The 16,422-nt window shown below is 61.6% G+C and carries 16 protein-coding genes and 1 pseudogene; 13 read left to right on the forward strand and 4 right to left on the reverse strand.

Annotated elements, in window-relative coordinates; all coding sequences use genetic code 11:
• Positions 1-51 precede the first annotated feature (51 nt).
• On the reverse strand, positions 52-1,035 hold the full coding sequence (locus ACXJKE_RS15435; RefSeq protein ID WP_457281465.1) for a fumarylacetoacetate hydrolase family protein: 984 nt from the start codon (positions 1,033-1,035) through the stop codon (positions 52-54).
• Positions 1,036-1,215: 180 nt separating this feature from the next.
• Between ACXJKE_RS15435 and ACXJKE_RS15440 the strand changes: the two genes are divergently transcribed.
• The 3 genes from ACXJKE_RS15440 (at position 1,216) to ACXJKE_RS15450 (ending at position 3,542) form a co-directional block, all read left to right on the forward strand.
• Positions 1,216-2,028 (forward strand): IclR family transcriptional regulator, encoded by an 813-nt coding sequence (locus tag ACXJKE_RS15440; RefSeq protein WP_457281657.1) that lies wholly within the window; start codon positions 1,216-1,218, stop codon positions 2,026-2,028.
• Positions 2,025-3,104 carry a DUF3108 domain-containing protein gene (locus ACXJKE_RS15445; protein WP_457281466.1) on the forward strand — a complete coding sequence of 360 codons (1,080 nt, stop codon included), beginning with the start codon at positions 2,025-2,027 and terminating at the stop codon, positions 3,102-3,104. Before ACXJKE_RS15440 ends, ACXJKE_RS15445 begins: the two co-directional genes overlap by 4 nt.
• Before the next feature lie 156 nt (positions 3,105-3,260).
• Entirely contained in the window at positions 3,261-3,542 is a 282-nt protein-coding gene (locus tag ACXJKE_RS15450; RefSeq protein WP_457281467.1) for a BTH_I0359 family protein, read from the forward strand.
• Positions 3,543-3,682: 140 nt separating this feature from the next.
• On the opposite strand, the gene ACXJKE_RS15455 is transcribed toward ACXJKE_RS15450, so the two are convergent.
• Positions 3,683-4,768, reverse strand: a complete 1,086-nt coding sequence (locus ACXJKE_RS15455; RefSeq protein WP_457281468.1) for an AbrB family transcriptional regulator — start codon at positions 4,766-4,768, stop codon at positions 3,683-3,685.
• Positions 4,769-4,848: 80 nt separating this feature from the next.
• On the opposite strand from ACXJKE_RS15455, the gene ACXJKE_RS15460 reads away from it, so the two are divergent.
• Positions 4,849-5,685: a ChaN family lipoprotein gene (locus ACXJKE_RS15460; RefSeq protein WP_457281469.1), complete on the forward strand. Its 837-nt coding sequence runs from the start codon at positions 4,849-4,851 to the stop codon at positions 5,683-5,685.
• 30 nt (positions 5,686-5,715) lie between these two features.
• Here ACXJKE_RS15460 and ACXJKE_RS15465 read toward each other — a convergent pair whose 3' ends face one another.
• Positions 5,716-7,056 (reverse strand): aminotransferase class III-fold pyridoxal phosphate-dependent enzyme, encoded by a 1,341-nt coding sequence (locus ACXJKE_RS15465; RefSeq protein WP_457281470.1) that lies wholly within the window; start codon positions 7,054-7,056, stop codon positions 5,716-5,718.
• Positions 7,057-7,200: 144 nt separating this feature from the next.
• Between ACXJKE_RS15465 and purU the strand changes: the two genes are divergently transcribed.
• The 7 genes and pseudogenes from purU (at position 7,201) to ACXJKE_RS15500 (ending at position 14,100) form a co-directional block, all read left to right on the forward strand.
• Positions 7,201-8,049 (forward strand): formyltetrahydrofolate deformylase, encoded by an 849-nt coding sequence (gene purU / locus ACXJKE_RS15470; protein WP_457281471.1) that lies wholly within the window; start codon positions 7,201-7,203, stop codon positions 8,047-8,049.
• Between the two features lie 142 nt (positions 8,050-8,191).
• Entirely contained in the window at positions 8,192-9,091 is a 900-nt protein-coding gene (locus ACXJKE_RS15475) for a LysR substrate-binding domain-containing protein (RefSeq protein ID WP_457281472.1), read from the forward strand.
• A gap of 266 nt (positions 9,092-9,357) precedes the next feature.
• On the forward strand, positions 9,358-10,143 hold the full coding sequence (locus tag ACXJKE_RS15480; protein WP_457281473.1) for a carbonic anhydrase family protein: 786 nt from the start codon (positions 9,358-9,360) through the stop codon (positions 10,141-10,143).
• A 121-nt stretch (positions 10,144-10,264) separates the two neighbouring features.
• Entirely contained in the window at positions 10,265-11,767 is a 1,503-nt protein-coding gene (locus ACXJKE_RS15485) for an FAD-linked oxidase C-terminal domain-containing protein (protein ID WP_457281474.1), read from the forward strand.
• A gap of 60 nt (positions 11,768-11,827) precedes the next feature.
• The gene (locus ACXJKE_RS15490) at positions 11,828-13,108 is read left to right on the forward strand and encodes a serine hydrolase domain-containing protein (RefSeq protein ID WP_457281475.1); all 1,281 of its coding nucleotides are present in this window, start codon (positions 11,828-11,830) and stop codon (positions 13,106-13,108) included.
• A gap of 46 nt (positions 13,109-13,154) precedes the next feature.
• Positions 13,155-13,454, forward strand: a pseudogene (locus ACXJKE_RS15495) (CidA/LrgA family protein); the annotation flags it as partial.
• 109 nt (positions 13,455-13,563) lie between these two features.
• A complete protein-coding gene (locus tag ACXJKE_RS15500) occupies positions 13,564-14,100 on the forward strand; it encodes an LrgB family protein (RefSeq protein WP_457281476.1) in 537 nt (178 codons plus the stop codon).
• Between the two features lie 114 nt (positions 14,101-14,214).
• Here ACXJKE_RS15500 and ACXJKE_RS15505 read toward each other — a convergent pair whose 3' ends face one another.
• A complete protein-coding gene (locus ACXJKE_RS15505; protein ID WP_457281477.1) occupies positions 14,215-14,778 on the reverse strand; it encodes a bactofilin family protein in 564 nt (187 codons plus the stop codon).
• 315 nt (positions 14,779-15,093) lie between these two features.
• Between ACXJKE_RS15505 and ACXJKE_RS15510 the strand changes: the two genes are divergently transcribed.
• Positions 15,094-15,672 carry a methylated-DNA--[protein]-cysteine S-methyltransferase gene (locus tag ACXJKE_RS15510; protein ID WP_457281478.1) on the forward strand — a complete coding sequence of 193 codons (579 nt, stop codon included), beginning with the start codon at positions 15,094-15,096 and terminating at the stop codon, positions 15,670-15,672.
• Positions 15,673-15,712: 40 nt separating this feature from the next.
• The gene (locus ACXJKE_RS15515) at positions 15,713-16,417 is read left to right on the forward strand and encodes a glutathione S-transferase family protein (protein ID WP_457281479.1); all 705 of its coding nucleotides are present in this window, start codon (positions 15,713-15,715) and stop codon (positions 16,415-16,417) included.
• Positions 16,418-16,422 lie beyond the last annotated feature (5 nt).

Raw genomic sequence — 16,422 nt, forward strand, 5'->3', positions numbered from 1 at the left:
GCAAAGCCGGTTCCGCGGCTCATGCTGGCAGGGAAGGCCCCTTTGCGCGGCTCAGACCAAGGCTACAACCTTCTGGTCAATCGCGCCAAACACCGATTGCCCGTCTTTGCCTTTGGCTTCAATGCGAATGGTGTCGCCGAATTTCATGAACTCGGTTTTGGGCTTGCCATCCTCGATGGTTTCGATCGCGCGCTTTTCGGCGATGCAGCTGTAGCCGTGGCTCCAGTCCTTGTTGCTGACGGTGCCTGAACCGATGATGCTGCCGGCACGGACGTTGCGGGTCTTGCAGATATGGGCAATCAGCTGGCCGAAACTGAATGTCATCTCGGGGCCGGCTTCGCACATACCGACCTTGCGGCCGTTCCAGGTGCTTTGCAGCGTCATGTGCAGGCGGCCCTTGTCCCAGGCGTCGCCGACTTCGTCCAGCGTAACGGCAACCGGGCTGAAAGCGGTTGCCGGTTTGCTCTGGAAGAAACCGAAGCCCTTGGCCAGCTCATCGGGAATCAGGTTGCGCAAGGACACGTCGTTGGCCAGCATCAGCAGGCGCACGCCTTCCAGCGCCTGCTCGGGGGTGGCGCGCATGGGCACATCGCCGGTGATCACGGCGATCTCGGCCTCGAAGTCAATGCCGAACTCCTCGCTCGCCACCACCACATCGTCGCAGGGCCCAATGAAATCGTCGCTGCCGCCCTGGTACATCAGCGGGTTGGTGTAAAAACTTTCCGGCACTTCGGCGTTGCGCGCCTTGCGCACCAGTTCCACATGGTTGATGTAGGCCGAGCCGTCTGCCCACTGGTAGGCGCGCGGTAATGGCGCCATGCAGCGCGACGGCTCAAACGGGAAAGCGTGCCGTGCCTTGCCTTGGTTCAATGTTTCGTACAAGTCCTGCAACTGCGGCGACATGAAGTTCCAGTCGTCCAGCACCTGCTGCAATTTGCCCGCGATGCCCGTCGCATAATGGGCTGTTGAAAGATCGCGCGACACCACGACCAGCTGGCCGTCGCGTGAAGAGTCTTTGTAAGTGGCAAGTTTCATCAATATCCTGATTGGTGGCTGTCGGTGTTACCGAAGGGCCAATTGTGCCGTGGCTGGCGACCGGCCGGCATTGCGCCCCCTCGCGTTACGATCCCTGCATTCATTGACCGACGGCTAACCCGAAATTCTAGACAAGCCATGAAAGCAAGCCCAGGCACACCCGCCACAGCACGCAGCAGCCTGCCGCCGCAACGCGCGGGTATCCAGTCGGTCGAGGTTGGCTTCAGCTTACTGGAGGCACTCTCTACCTCACCCGGCCCGCTGATGCTTCGCGACCTGGCAGCCGCAGCGGGCATGAGCGCGGCCAAGGCGCACCGTTATCTCGTCAGTTTTCAGCGGCTGGCACTGGTCGTCCAGGACGAGGCAACCGCCCGATACGACCTCGGCCCGGCTGCGCTCAAGTTAGGACTCGCTGCCCTTTCGAGATTGGACAGCGTGAAGCTGGCCCGCCAGCTCATGCCGCGCCTGATGGTGCAAACCGGCCAGACCCTGGCACTGGCGGTCTGGGGCAACCAGGGACCGACCCTCGTCCACTGGGAAGAATCGCCGCAGTCTGTGACGGTTAATCTGCGGCTGGGCGATGTCATGCCGCTGCTGTCGTCCGCCACGGGCTTGTGCTTTGCCGCATTTTTGTCTTCCAGCCGGCCCAAGGCTAAAGCCAAACCACAGGGGCGGCTGGCGCTGCTGGTCAGGGCTGAACTGACACGCAACCAGAAGCTGGCGCGAAAAGATGTTCCCGCCACCATGGCCGAGCTGAATGCCTTGCTGGAAGATATCCGCCGCCGCGGCATGGCGCGGGCAGTCAATACCCTGCTGCCCGGCGTAGCCGGCTTCTGTGCGCCGGTGTTCGATGCCGACGGCCACCTCGCGCTCGGCATTGTGGCGCTGGGTTCGCTTGCAACGTTTGATCCGGACTGGGACGGCGTGGTGGCACGGCCGCTGGCCGCCGCCGCCCGGCAACTTTCCGGTGATCTTGGATTCACACAGGCGTGACCACGTCCACCGACCGCTATCCTTCGGCGCCTCGCTGGCGTGTGCTTGCAGCGCTGGCTGCAGGGGTGTTGGCTGTCCACACGCTGATGCTGAAGTCGTCGCCGGTACGATTCGGCCCCGAGCAAACTGCCACCTCCCCTCGCAGCCCGGCCTTCGCAACGCGCAGCATCGCACCGCCTCCTGCACCGACAGCGCTGGCACCCGCGCCCTCCACGCCGCCTCCAAAACCCAGGATTTTTAGGAAGAAACCCGTTGAAGTCCAGGAAAATCCAGCGCAACCTGCTACTGATTTAATAGCAAAGCCCTCTTCCGAGGTGATGACATCCAGCGCACCCGAGGCAAAAAATCCGGAAAGCCTGCCCGCGCAGGCGACGCCCACAATTGCGGCTGCCAGCGCCCCCGCGATAGCCGAACCAGGCCAGTCGGCGGTGACGGCGGTGGTCTTGCCGGAAAGCGCGCGACTGGAATACAAAATGACCGGCAGCGCAAAAGGCCTGAACTACCACGCAGACGCAGAACTGGGATGGCGCTATTCAGGCAACAACTACAGCGCCTCCATGCGCGTCAGCGCACTGTTTCTGGGTTCACGCAGCATGGCAAGCACCGGGCAGGTGGGTCCGGAAGGCCTGGCGCCGACCCGTTTTTCGGACAAATCAAGAAGCGAAGTGGCCGCGCATTTTGAAGCAGACAAGGGGCAGATCATCTTCAGCGCCAATACGCCGGCGGCCCCCTGGATCAAGGGTGCGCAGGACCGGGTCAGCGTCTTCATCCAGCTGGCTGCCATGCTCGCGGGCAACCCCACCGGCTTTCCGGCGGGCTCCACCATTTCGATTTACACCGTGGGACCGCGGGATGCAGACACCTGGACTTTCCGGGTGGAAGGCGAAGAGAAAATGGCACTTCCCTATGGCGAGCTGAATACGCTCAAACTCACTCGTCAGCCCCGGCGTGAGTTCGATCAGAAAGTGGAACTATGGTATGCCCCGTCACTGGGGTATCTTCCCGTTCGCAGCAGGATCACCCAGCAGAACGGGGATTTCATTGACCAGCAGCTCAGCGCGATCACCAAGAGCTGAGTTCAACCAACCGGCGTTGTTATGCCGCACGGAGGTGCCCGTTTTATGTGCGGTTTTACACGCACTACGCGCCTTTACCGCATGCTTTCGCACTTAACCCCCCGAGCCCTTGAACTTGGCCTCATCGTTGCTATCTGAAGCTAAAGGACCTACACCATGCAAATGCTTTACGACTCGGAATCTTTTGCTGTCATGCAGATTCACGCCAATGCGCCGGAAGAATCCGCGCCTGTCCCGGCCGTTCCGCAACTGGCCCGGCATGGCTTCGAAATCGTCGACAAACGTTCGGGCAAAGAGGTCTATCTGGATGGATCCTGGGCTGAAATGTTCCAGCAGCGCTTGAGCGCCTGGGCGCAAAACACCCCCACGCAAGAAGAAATCGAAGACACGCTGGAAGGCTACAGCGGGCTGGCCAACACCCCAATTTCACTTCATTAAGCCCCGCAGTCGCTCACTTCTGGCTTAAAGAATTCTGCAAGAACGACCAGTGGGTGCTGCGGGACTGGCTTTGCCAGACCGCAGGCGCCGCCCCTGGAAGGGGGAACGGGCTACACGCAGTGAGCCTGGACGGGGCGAGCTTATGACTCGGCTTGGTAAAACCAACGGTACATAGGCTCGGCCAGCACCAGCACGGCGGCCAGCCTGGTGACATGAAATGCCGTGACCACTGGCACACCCAGTTGCAGCACTTTGGCCGTAATGGCCATCTCGGCGATACCGCCGGGTGAGGTGCCCAACAGCAAGGTGGCCCAGTGAAGATCGGCAAACTGAGCCAGCCCCCATGCAAAAGCGGCGCACAACCCAATCATTCCCACCGTCGCCAGCGCCACCGAACCCAGCCAGCGCGGCGCCACGTGCACAAACCTGCGGGTGAACCGCACGCCCAGGCTGATGCCGATGACCAGCTGCGCTGCATTGGTCATGCCTTGCGGCAAGGCCGACAGCGTGACGCCGCAGGCCGTGAGCAGCAGCGACACCAGTAGCGCACCGATAAACCAGGGGTTGGTGCGATCGAGTTTCAGCATGACCCAACAACCGGCACCCGTCAACAAGGCCAGCAGGACAAGGCCCGGCAGTTGAACCACGCGCGCACCCGGCAAAGTAGCGTCCAACCCATGCAGCCCCGCCCATTGAAAGCCGAAAGGAATGACCAATGTGACCAGCAACACCCGCAGGCTGTGCGCCGACGCCACCAGATCGGTTTGCGCACCGTGGCGCTCTGCCATCAGCGTCATTTCCGATGCGGCGCCAATAGGCGCCGCGAAATAGGTGGTGATGCGTGACAGGCCAGCAACATGCAGGCGACCCGGGCCGTGATGCACGCCGTAGAGCCATGCCCCGAAAGCCAGGCCCAATACCAGTGCCCACACAATGTTCAGCGCAATCGCCCACCACAGGCCCCCCAGCAACGCCACCACCTGCGGCGTGAAGTACAACCCCAATGCACAACCGATGATCCATTGCCCGACGTTGCGCAGCGGCGTCCAGCTGGCCGTGGGTCCGCCCAGCATGGAGACCACCGCCGTCGCCAGCAAGGGGCCGATCATCCAGGGCAAAGGCGTGCGCAGCGCAATACACAAAGAAGCGGCACCCCAGGCCAGCAACAAGGTCAGGACGACACGCACGGGCGGGGACTGGGCGGCGCGGTGGGGCAAGGAAGGCATGGCAGAGCGTAACGGCGCGGAACAGAAGCCGCTGGAAGCGGTAGTATCCACCGATGCGCCATTTCTTCACCCCTCGTGCTTTGGCATGCCTTGTCTGCACTGCCACGATGGCTTTGGCGGGCGGTTGCGCGGGCCGGCCTGAAGCACCCATTCTGCAGGCGCAGGGCAGCGAAGCCGCACAAACATCCACCCGGCTGGAGGCGCTGCTCCCTGCCGACGTCCTGATCCTCGGGGAGCAGCACGATGCCGTTGAGCACCAGACAATCGAACAACAGGTGGTCGCCGCCCTGGCGGCCAAAGGGGTGCTGGCTGCCGTAGCCCTTGAGATGGCCGACACGGGTGCAAGCACTTCCGCGCTCAGGCCCAGTGCCACCGAGCAGCAGGCCCGCAATGCGCTCAACTGGAACGACAAGGGCTGGCCCTGGACAGCCTACGGTCCTGCCGTGATGACCGCGGTGCGCGCCGGTGTCCCCGTGATGGGCGCCAATCTGCCCCGGGCGCAAATGCCGGAAAGTATGGCCGACAACCGGCTTGACGCCCGCTTGCCAGGCCCCGCCCTCAAAGCCCAACAGCAGTTGATCCGTCTCGGCCACTGCAACCTGTTGCCCGAGAGCCAGATCACGCCCATGACACGTATCCAGATTGCCAAGGACATCACCATGGCCAACACCCTGGGGCAGGCCGTGCTGCCCGGCAAGACAGTGCTGCTGCTGGCCGGAAGCGGCCATGCGAACCGGCAATTGGGCGTACCGCTGCATCTGCCGACGGACATAAAAGCCAAAGTAGTGCGCCTGCTTGCCGGGAACCCTGCGAATGCCGAGAGGGCAGACGCTTTCGATGCGGTGTGGGCAACGGCCCCGCTCCCGGAGACCGATTATTGCGCGGGCCTGCAGAAGCAGCTGGTACCCAAACCTTGAAGAGCCTTTTGAGGCTCCTCCATCGGTGAATCAAGCGTTTTTGCGGATGGCGTCGGCAACCACATTGACGATGCGGTCGATATGTTCTTTTTCGACGATGTAGGGTGGGCAGACCACGACGTTGTCAGCCGCCGGCCTCACCAGCACACCGTTGTGGAAGCAGTCCATGAAGATGTCATAGGCGCGCTTGCCCGGCACACCCGCCACCGGCGCCAGCTCGACCGCGCCGGCCAGCCCCAGGCTGCGAATACCGATCACATTGGGCAGGCCCTTCAGGCCGCTGTGCATCGCGTCGCCCAATACCTTGCCCATCTGGCCGGCACGTTCATACAACTGTTCTTCCTTGAACAGCTCCAGCGTCGCGATTGCGGCCGCGCAAGCGACCGGGTGGCCGGAGTAGGTATAGCCGTGAAAGAACTCCACGGCATGCTCGGGCGCACCGGCATTGGCATTCATCATGCCGTCATAGATGCGGTCGGAGCAGATCACACCGCCCAGCGGGATGACACCGTTGGTCACGCATTTGGCGAAATTGAGCATGTCGGGCACCACACCGTAATAGTCCGCCCCGAAACCGGTGCCCAGGCGGCCGAAACCCGTGATAACTTCATCAAAAATCAGCAGGATGCCGTGCTTGTCGCAAATTTCGCGCAGGCGTTTCAGGTAGCCCTTGGGCGGCAGGTACCATCCGGCGCTTCCTGATACCGGCTCGACGATGACGGCAGCCACGTTGCTCGGGTCGTGCAGCGGCAGGATGCGATTTTCCAGCTCCAGCAGCAGGTCTTCCTGCCATACGGGCTCAGTACCGTTGATGTAGGCGTGGTTGACCGGGTCATGGATGAAACGCATGTGGTCCACGCGAGGCAGCAACGCGGCGCCATATACCTTGCGATTGGCCGGAATGCCGCCCACGCTCATGCCGCCGAAACCAACGCCGTGGTAGCCCTTTTCACGGCCGATGAATACATTACGGTGGCCTTCGCCCCGCGCACGGTGGTAAGCCAGCGCGACCTTCAACGACGTGTCCGCGGCTTCTGAGCCCGAATTGCAAAACAGCACCTTGTTGAGGTCGCCGGGCGCCATGCCTGCGATGATCTCGGCGGCCTTGAAGGCCTGGTCGTTGCTGGCCTGGAAAGCGGTCGCGTAGTCCAGCGTATCGAGCTGCTTCTTTATGGCGTCGTTGATGGGCTTGCGATTGTGGCCGGCGCCCACGCACCACAGGCTGGAAATACCGTCGATCACCTGGCGCCCGTCGTGCGTCGTGAAATGCATGCCGTCTGCGGCCACAAACACGCGCGGGTCTTTTTTGAAGCTGCGGTTGGGCGTGAACGGGAGCCACTGGTGCTCCATGTTGAAATTCTGGTAGGCCATGGTGATTTCTTTCCTGCGTCGAAAGGAGTGAAGCTGGGATAGCAGCGCTTGATCTTGCATTCTGGCACTCTTGCCGCCGCCCTGCACCGTCAATTGCCCGCCGGCCGGGCAGACACAGTCTTCACCTGCGACAATTCACCCCCTATGAATCACGCTTATATCCTTACCCTGTCCTGCCCGGACCGTATGGGCATTGTTCACGCGGTCTCTGGCTTCCTGTTGCAGAACGGCGGCAATATTGAGGAAGCTGCGCAGTACAACGACCACGACACCGGACTCTTCTTCATGCGGGTTCAGTTTGCCTGCGACCAGCTGACCCAGGAAGAACTGAAGGTGCAGCTCGAAGCATTCGCCTCACCTTTCAGCATGAAGTGGAAACTTCACTCGACAGAAGCTGCCATGCGTACCGTGATCATGGTCAGCCGCGACGGCCATTGCCTCAACGACCTGCTGTTTCGCTGGAAGTCCGGCATGGTGCCGCTGGATGTGCGCGCCATCATCAGCAACCACCGCGATTTTTACCAGCTGGCGGCAAGCTACAACGTTCCTTTCCACCACATCCCGGTGACGGCGGCCACCAAGGCGCAGGTCGAAGCAAAGCAACTTGAAATCATCGAGGCAGAGGGTGCCGAACTGGTCGTGCTGGCGCGCTACATGCAAGTGCTCAGCAACGACATGTGCAACTCGCTCTCGGGACGTGCCATCAATATCCACCACAGCATGCTTCCGAGCTTCAAGGGCGCCAGACCGTATTACCAGGCACATGAACGCGGTGTGAAGGTGATAGGCGCGACGGCGCATTACGTTACGGCAGACCTTGATGAAGGCCCGATCATCGAACAGGATGTGACCCGGGTTGATCACAAGGACACCGTCGAACACCTGACCGCCCGCGGCAAGGACACCGAAAGCCGGGTACTTGCACGCGCCGTCAAGTGGCACAGTGAACATCGTGTGCTTTTGAACGGCCACAAGACTGTCATCTTTAAATAGCCATGAGCCCCCACGGTCGCTCACTGCGTGTAGCTTCCTGCCCCCCTCGGGGGCCGCTGCGCCTGCGGCCCGGCAAAGCCGGTTCCGCGGCTCCTGCTTGCAAAGAAGCGTCGCAAACGACGCGTAGCGTTCACTAGTAGACATGGCTACTCCTGCCCGAATCCCACCCATTCAGTGCCTGCTGACCTTTGAAGCGCTGGCGCGGCTGCGTAGCGTGACCCAGGCGGCCGAAGAACTCTGCGTCACGCCCAGTGCGGTCAGCCACCGCGTCAAGCAGCTGGAGCAGATCATCGGCACCAAGCTGTTTGGCCGTGCCGATTTTTCATTGACCACCGAAGGCAGCGAATACCTGGCGCATGTGCGCGAAGGCCTGGCCACACTGCAGAAATTTCCCGGCGCTGCCGGGCAAAGCGCCGCCCCCGGCAAGCGCAAGTTACGGCTGGCGGTCACGCCCACGTTCGCACGCTCCATCCTGATTCCACGCCTGCGCCAGTTCACCGATGCCTATCCTGAAATCGACCTGACGCTGCAGGTGTCCATCCCCCTGCTGGACGTGGTGGCCGAGGATGCCGACCTCATCGTGCGCTTCGGCACAGGCCGCTATGCGGACCTGGAGCACGTCTGCCTCAGCAAGGACGAAGTCGCGCCGCTCGCCTCACCGGCTTTTGTGCGCGAACACGGCCCCTTTGAGGCGGCTGAAGATCTCGAAGGCGAAAGCCTGTTGCGCTCGCCGCTGGAGCCATGGCGCACGTGGTTTGCCGCCCACAAACTTGATTGGCCCGAACCCACCGACGGCTCCCAGTTCAACGACATCGGCCTGATGTGCGATGCCGCCGCAGCCGGCATGGGCATCGCGTTGATACGTCTCAAGCTGGGCGCGCCCTGGCTGGAAAACGGCTCGCTGGTGCGGCTGGGCAGCAACGAAGTGTTCGCCGGTAATATTCCCAGCCCGCACGCACATTACCTGTGCTGGCGCACCGGCACCATGGACCGCTGGGAATGCGCGGCTTTTGCCGACTGGCTGCGCAAAAGCCTGGGTTAGGGCCCCAAGGCCTGTTAATGAGAAGGCCGCCGCTCGGCGTTGCAAAGCCTTGACGGGGCCCCTGAGTTTTGTGCCTTGCTCAAGGCCTTTGACATGCAGCGCATCCTGCGTAAACAAATAGCACTAACAGGTCCTGACGCCGTCCGATAAGTGGTTTTGCGTCCGTACCGGCTCATGCTTATGATGGGCTGGCCGTGACACCGGGGGAGGGCCCGGCCGGCTGCACATAGCCAAAAAAACCAACCCGTTCAACGAGGGAAAATCTTATGAGGAAAAATCAATTGGCCGTCGGCGTGGCCGGCGTCCTGCTCTCCATGCTCGCCCTGTCGCCTGCGGTTCATGCCGAGGGTAAGGCGGCCGCGGCCAAGGCCGTCAAGCCCGGCACCTTCTGTCCCATCCAGGACGCCAAGGAGTGCCAGGCCGCTGTGACGCCCGTGCAAATCCTGTCGCGCTTCAAGGCCGGCAATACGCGTTTCGTTTCCGGCAAGCCGCGCCACCAAAACTACCTCAAGGAAGTGAAGGCCACCGCGGACGGCCAGTTCCCACTGGCCAGCATAGTGTCGTGCATTGATTCGCGCGCACCGGCCGAGATTGTGTTTGACCAGGGCATAGGTGACCTTTTCAACGCACGCGTGGCAGGCAACATCGTCAACGAAGACATCCTGGGTAGCCTGGAATTCGCACACAAAGTCATGGGCGCCAAACTGCTGGTGGTGATGGGTCACACCAGCTGCGGTGCCATCAAGGGTGCTTGCGACGACGCCCAATTGGGCAACCTGACGGGACTCATCGGCAAGATCAAGCCAGCCGCGAACCTGGTGTCCGCCGACATCAAGGATCGCACGTCCAAGAACTATGCCTTTGTCGAGATGGTGGCGGAGAGCAATGTGCATCTCACAGTGGAAACGATTCGCGAGAAGAGCCCCATCCTGCGCGAGATGGAGCAAAAGGGAGAAATCCTGATCGTGGGGGCCATGTACGACGTGAAGACCGGCAAGGTCAAGTTTTACGACACGCCCGGCGCCGGCAAGGCTCCGGGAACGAAGTCTTGAAGCTCTTCCCGTTTTGAGCGGATTCTGGCGGCCGGCATTTCACACCCGGCATTAAATTTCTTCAACCCGGCCGCCGCCGCTTGCCCTACAGTCTGGTTTCAACCCCGGAGCCAGACAGACCATGAACGCCCCCGCCTCGCTCAAACAGCAAAGCCAGCTTGAACGCTCGGAACGGCAGTCGCAGGTCGTGCGAGCGCTGCGGGCGGTGTTGCCGGCTCATGCCCTGCTGTGGAACAACGAAGACACCACACCTTACGAGTGCGACGGCCTGACCGCCTACCGCCAGCGGCCGCTGGTTGTGGCTTTGCCCGAGACCTATGACCAGGTGCAGGCCGTGCTCAAGAGCTGCCATGCGCTGGAAGTGCCGGTGGTCGCGCGCGGCGCCGGCACCGGGCTTTCCGGCGGCGCCATGCCGCACAAGCTGGGCGTCACGCTATCGCTGGCCAAGTTCAACAAGATTCTCAAACTCGACGCCATCAGCCGCACGGCCGTGGTGCAGGGCGGCGTGCGCAACCTCGCCATTTCCGAAGCGGCCGCGCCGCTGGGCCTTTATTACGCGCCCGACCCTTCCAGCCAAATAGCCTGCACCATAGGCGGCAACGTGGCCGAGAACTCGGGTGGCGTGCATTGCCTCAAGTACGGGCTGACGGTACACAACGTGCTCAAGGTCAGAGGCTTCACCATTGAAGGAGAGGAAGTTGAATTCGGCAGTGATGCACTCGATGGAGCAGGCTATGACCTGCTGAGCGTCATCATCGGAAGCGAAGGCATGCTGGCCGTGACCACAGAGGTGACGGTGAAACTGATACCCAGGCCTCAGCTGGCGCGTTGCATCATGGCCAGCTTTGACGACCTGCGCAAAGCCGGCGATGCCGTAGCCGCCGTAATTGCGGCGGGCATCATTCCCGCCGGCCTTGAGATGATGGACAAGCCGATGACGGCCGCAGTGGAAGACTTTGTGCACGCCGGCTACGACCTCACCGCCGAAGCCATCTTGCTGTGCGAAAGCGACGGCACGCCGGAGGAAGTTGAAGAAGAAATCGGCCGCATGACCGACGTGCTGCGCCGCTGTGGCGCCACGGCCATTGCGGTGAGCCAGGACGAGGCTGAACGCCTGCGCTTCTGGAGTGGCCGCAAAAACGCCTTCCCCGCATCGGGACGCATCAGCCCCGACTACATGTGCATGGACTCCACCATCCCGCGTAAGCGCCTGGCCGACATCCTGCTGGCTATCGCCGAGATGGAAAAGAAATACCAGCTGCGCTGCGCCAATGTGTTCCACGCGGGCGACGGGAATCTGCACCCGCTGATTTTGTTTGATGCCAATGATCCCGACCAATTGCACCGCTGTGAACTCTTCGGCGCAGACATCCTGGAAACCAGTGTCGCGATGGGCGGTACCGTGACGGGCGAACACGGCGTGGGCGTGGAAAAGCTCAACTCCATGTGCGTGCAGTTCTCCGCCGAGGAAAACGAGCAGATGTTCGGTGTCAAACGCGCGTTCGACAGCAAAGGCCTGCTCAACCCGGGCAAGGTGATCCCGACGCTGAACCGCTGCGCCGAATACGGAAAAATGCTGGTACGGGGCGGGCAGATCAAGCACCCCGATTTACCGCACTTTTAGGCGAAAGACGCAGCCGCATGAAAACCTCATAGACTGCGCGGGCAACCCACGGCCCAAAAAATGCATACGACGCTGTCCATCGGTTTTTCCACCATGCGCCGCCAGGTCTCCCGTGGCCTGGCAGGCGCCTTGCTGGCGTTCGTTTCGCCGTGGGGCTGGTGCCTCGAGGTGGGGCAGTCACTGCCCCACCTCGAGCCCTTCGACAAGGCCATGCTGGAAGTCATGAAGAAATACGATGTCCCGGGCGCCAGCCTGGTCGTGGCCAAGGACGGCAAGCTGCTCCTTGCCAAAGGTTACGGCTATGCCGACAGGGACAAGCAGGACGCCATGACGCCGCAAACCCTGTTCCGCATGGGAAGCATCAACAAGACCTTGACAGCAGTCATGGTGCTCAAGCTGGCGGAGGACGGAAAGCTGAAGCTGGACGACCCGGTGCGGCCCCTTTTCGAAAAAGCCGGAATAGCACCCTCCTCCCCCGCCGACCCGCGCGTCAAGGACATCAGCATCCGGCACCTGCTTCAGCATTCAGGCGGATTCGATCGGGAGCGCTCTGGTGATCCGTTTTTTCAGCCCCGGCTCGGAGCCGTTGCCCGCCGGCAAGGCGTGGCACCCGTCAGCTGCGATGCGATCATCCGGGATTCCCTTCAGGACAAGCTGGATTTCGCGCCCGGCGAGCGCTTCGCCTATTCCAATACCGGCTACTGCATGCTCGGAAGGGTTGTGGAAGTCGTCACCGGCGAGTCCTACCGTACCTTCAGCAGCCGGGAGTTTCTGATGCCGTCCACCGGCAAAGGCTTTCAGGCCGCAAGCAGCACCGAGAGCCGGCAGGGCGAGACGAAGTACTACGCGTATCCCGGAGAGCCGCTGCAGCGCGGCGCACCGGGTGTTACGAACGCGAATGTGCCCAGCCCTTACGGCTCCTACTCCGTCGAAAACATGGACGCGCTGGGCGCCTGGATTGCAACGCCAACAGATGTGCTGAAGTTTTTCCTGGCGATCGACGGCGCACGGGGGAAACGGCTTCTGAATGAGGAATCGTTGCAAACCATGCGCAGCGAGCCGATGCTGGAAAAAGATGGCAATCCGCGCAGCTTTTATGCGGCAGGCATCCACGTCGTCAGGAGTGACAAAGGTGATAACTGGTGGCACACGGGCAGCCAGCCGGGCCTGCAGACCCTGGCACTTCGGACCCGGCAAGGCTATGCATGGGTGGTAGCCTTCAATTCCAGGCCGGACCCATCCGGGCGCCGCGCATTCTTCAAAGACATCGACCAGGCACTGTGGGGCGCGGCGAATGCGGTGCGGGAGTGGCCGCAAGGAGATCTTTTTTCCAGCCCTTAAACTTTCCAGATGGGTATTGCCATGACCATCCCAGCAATTCCCGGCGATGCCCTCGCATCGAGAGTGCACCCACCTGCCGTGGAAATCATGTCATGACAGCATCGCGGAATTTGGCCTGGTTACTCGTTTTTCAGTCCGCAGGGGAACTTCTTTCCCGCGGTTTTCCCTGCCGTTTTCGGGCCCTGCGATTGGCGTGGTTTTGCTTCTGCCGGGCCTCCAGTCAGACACGGTGCGCAGCCCTGTGGCAGTGTGCGCAGACTTCTTGCTCTCGCACCTTTCGTTACTCTTTGTACCCGTCGACGTCGGGATGATGACCCGTCCGTCACTGGTCAGCCAGTACGGCGCACGCATGCTGCTGGTCGTGGTGGCGTCCACTTCGGCGGGTTTGCTCGTGACCGTGCTGATGCTGCACCTGGACGGTCGTCTGCCTGGCCGGTGCCCTGCTGGCCACCGGCGTGCCTTACCCCACCTATTTTGCGGGCGCCCAGTTCATCCATTTCCTGCTCGGCCCTGCGGTGGTGGCACTGGCATGGCCACTATGGTTGCGGCGCGAAGAACTGCGCCGGGGTCGGCTGCTGCTTGCGGCCGTAGCCGGTGGTGCTGCGGCCAGCGGATCGGCATTGTTGCAGGGATGGGCCGCAGGCTTGCTCGTCGAAGTTACCCTGTCGCTTGCGCCCAAATCTGTCATCGCACCGGTCGCCATGGGTATTGCGGAAAAGATCGGCGGAATCCCTGCGCTGGCGGCTGTGTTTGCCGTGGTTACTGGCCTCGTGGGTGCGCTCAGCGGCAAATACCTGTTTGACGCCTTGCGAATTCCCGTTGACGCTGCAGGCTGGGCCGCGTGGTTTTGCGCTGGGCACGGCATCTCACGGGCTGGGCGCCGCGCGGGCCTTGCAGGTCAATGCCGACGCGGGCGCTCCGCCGGGTTGGCGCTGGGCCTGCAGGTGGTTCTGGCGTCCGCGCTGGTACCGCTGGCGTTCCGGTGGCAGTAGCCAGAACGGCGAACACGAAAACCCCGCATCACTTTCCTGCCGCGAGCAGCAGGAAAGTGATGTGGAGGTTTCGGTGGCGCGTTAGAAACGCGCCCTGTTGTTGCTTTAAGTCTCCTACACCGCCTGTAAACCTGGTTTGACCGCACTCGCCGGCTTGGCCGCAGCCAGCGCACCGAACAGGATCTCGCCTGAGAGCTGGCCGCCTTCTTCAATCACCAGCTTGCCGTAGCGGATGATGCCCGTGACTTTCCCGGTCGAGTAAATCACCAGTTTCTGCCGCACTGTAAGGTTGCCGTTGAATTCCCCACGGATTTCCGCCACGTCGATTTCTGCGGAGCCCTTGAACGCACCCTGCTCGGCAATCTGGATCACTCGCGAATCCATGGTGGCTTCCACCAGGCCTTCGACCACCAGCGTATCGCAGTCCGTGATCTCCACGCCCTTCAGTTTGATGTTGGGGCCGACCGTCAACTTGCTGCCGCCTTCTTTTCCCGTGCTCGCAGGCGCTTCATTGACCGCCTTGGCGGTGTTTTGCTGGTTCACATTTGAGGACGATGCACCCGACTGCAGCGCGCCGGAAGCACTGGACGTGCCCGTGGTCCCATAACCATTTCCCGGGCCATGACGCAAGCCCGTTGGTGTCTCGTTTTCTCGCTTGCCAAAGAACGGTGTTGCCATTGTGAGTTCCTTCAAAAAGAACGCATGGTACGTCTGCAGAAAATTAAAAGCTTCAGTGGTGTGCAAGATAGGTAACGAAATTAATTCTTACATTCACCAGTTTGCATTGACGATGCGGCAAGAACAACAGACCTTACGTGCGCCTACGTCCGGCCAGCAACACATGAGGAAAACTCCATCCAATTGGTGCTGGAGATTCGCTCACTTCGTTTCGGTACATGCGATGGATTTTTTTGACGCAGTGGCAGCGCCGATCTTCCAATGTCGAAATGCCTCAAACCTCAGATACCGGTCGCGTGTAGCATGTCGGGCACCATGGCCGCTGACAATGAACTCCACACATTCGCGCTTTTTGACACTGCTGTTGGGCAGTGCGCGCTGGTATGGAACGCACACGGCATTGCAGCCGTGCGCTTGCCCGAAACATCGGAGCGCCGCATGTTGTCCCGTCTGCGGGGAGAGTTTGCGCCGCTCGCGCCCGCCACGCCACCACAGGACATGCAGCTGGCCATAGACGCCATGACAGCCCTGCTGGCAGGTGACGCCCGCGATTTGCGGTTCTGCATACTGGATCTGCGCCGCATTCCCCCGTTTCACCGCCGGGTTTATGCGATTGCACAGGAAGTCCTTCCGGGCAAAACATGCACATACGGCGATATCGCCACCGAGCTTGGCGAACCCGGCTCGGCGCGTGCCGTGGGTCAGGCGTTGGGGCATAACCCGTTTCCCATCATCGTGCCTTGCCACCGCGTGCTGGCCGCAGGCGCGCAGTCGGGCGGCTTCTCAGCGCCGGGTGGCGTCTCGACCAAGTTGCGCATGCTGCTGATTGAAGGCGCGGAAATCGGCGGCGCGCCCGGCTTGTTTGACCGTGAGCCGCCGCCCTCCACGTCATAGTCATTGAACAAACGCCCATCACCACGAAACTCACCCACCCATGCCGCACACCTTTACAGACAAAACGCCCGCAATTCGTCTCTATTCAGCCCGCCTCAGCATGTTCGGCGCCAAGGTGCAGATCGCCGCGTTTGAAAAAGGCATACCGCTCAATATCGTCATGGTGCCCTTCTCGCAGACCGAGGGCTACTCACCCAAGCATCCGGAGGTCGTGCGAATCAACCCGAAAAAACAGGTGCCCGTACTGATCAACGGCGACCTGGAGCTGTTTGACTCGACGCAGATCCTGGAATACCTTGAAGACCTGCAGCCCCAGCCCGCGCTGTGGCCGGCCGGCATCGCCGCCCGCGCCCGCGCCCGCCAGATGGAGCACATGTCGGACGAGGTTTACTTTCCTCACATCATCCGGCTCATGGGCCTGCAGCACAGCCTGGACGATCCGCAAGCGGTAGCCGCAATTGATGGTGCGCGGGCCTTCTACACGCGGCTTGAAAATCTCCTGCAAGGGCGGGAGTTCGTGATGGAGAGCTTCTCGTTTGCCGATATCGCGCTGTACATGGCGATGCTGTTTGGCGAACGCCTGGGCGCGCCCCTTACACCGGCTACGCCGTTGCTGCTGGCATGGCGCGACAGGATGAGTGCGCGGCCTTCGGTGCAGAGCGCGGTGATCCCCATGGCGAAATACCTGTTGTCGGACGGCAGGCCTCTGCCTGCCTTCATGGCCGAAATGCTGCAAGCGGCCTGACGCCA

The organism is Polaromonas sp. P5_D5 (genome assembly GCF_054049435.1).

Excerpts from the sequence above, each read along its gene's own strand:
- ACXJKE_RS15515 (WP_457281479.1), top strand. The coding sequence starts at position 15,713 with ATGCCGCACACCTTTACAGACAAAACGCCCGCAATTCGTCTCTATTCA.
- ACXJKE_RS15480 (WP_457281473.1), top strand. The coding sequence starts at position 9,358 with ATGAGGAAAAATCAATTGGCCGTCGGCGTGGCCGGCGTCCTGCTCTCC.
- ACXJKE_RS15475 (WP_457281472.1), top strand. The coding sequence starts at position 8,192 with ATGGCTACTCCTGCCCGAATCCCACCCATTCAGTGCCTGCTGACCTTT.
- ACXJKE_RS15510 (WP_457281478.1), top strand. The coding sequence starts at position 15,094 with ATGGCCGCTGACAATGAACTCCACACATTCGCGCTTTTTGACACTGCT.
- purU (WP_457281471.1), top strand. The coding sequence starts at position 7,201 with ATGAATCACGCTTATATCCTTACCCTGTCCTGCCCGGACCGTATGGGC.
- ACXJKE_RS15455 (WP_457281468.1), bottom strand. The coding sequence starts at position 4,768 with ATGCCTTCCTTGCCCCACCGCGCCGCCCAGTCCCCGCCCGTGCGTGTC.
- ACXJKE_RS15465 (WP_457281470.1), bottom strand. The coding sequence starts at position 7,056 with ATGGCCTACCAGAATTTCAACATGGAGCACCAGTGGCTCCCGTTCACG.
- ACXJKE_RS15485 (WP_457281474.1), top strand. The coding sequence starts at position 10,265 with ATGAACGCCCCCGCCTCGCTCAAACAGCAAAGCCAGCTTGAACGCTCG.
- ACXJKE_RS15435 (WP_457281465.1), bottom strand. The coding sequence starts at position 1,035 with ATGAAACTTGCCACTTACAAAGACTCTTCACGCGACGGCCAGCTGGTC.
- ACXJKE_RS15490 (WP_457281475.1), top strand. The coding sequence starts at position 11,828 with ATGCATACGACGCTGTCCATCGGTTTTTCCACCATGCGCCGCCAGGTC.
- ACXJKE_RS15450 (WP_457281467.1), top strand. The coding sequence starts at position 3,261 with ATGCAAATGCTTTACGACTCGGAATCTTTTGCTGTCATGCAGATTCAC.
- ACXJKE_RS15505 (WP_457281477.1), bottom strand. The coding sequence starts at position 14,778 with ATGGCAACACCGTTCTTTGGCAAGCGAGAAAACGAGACACCAACGGGC.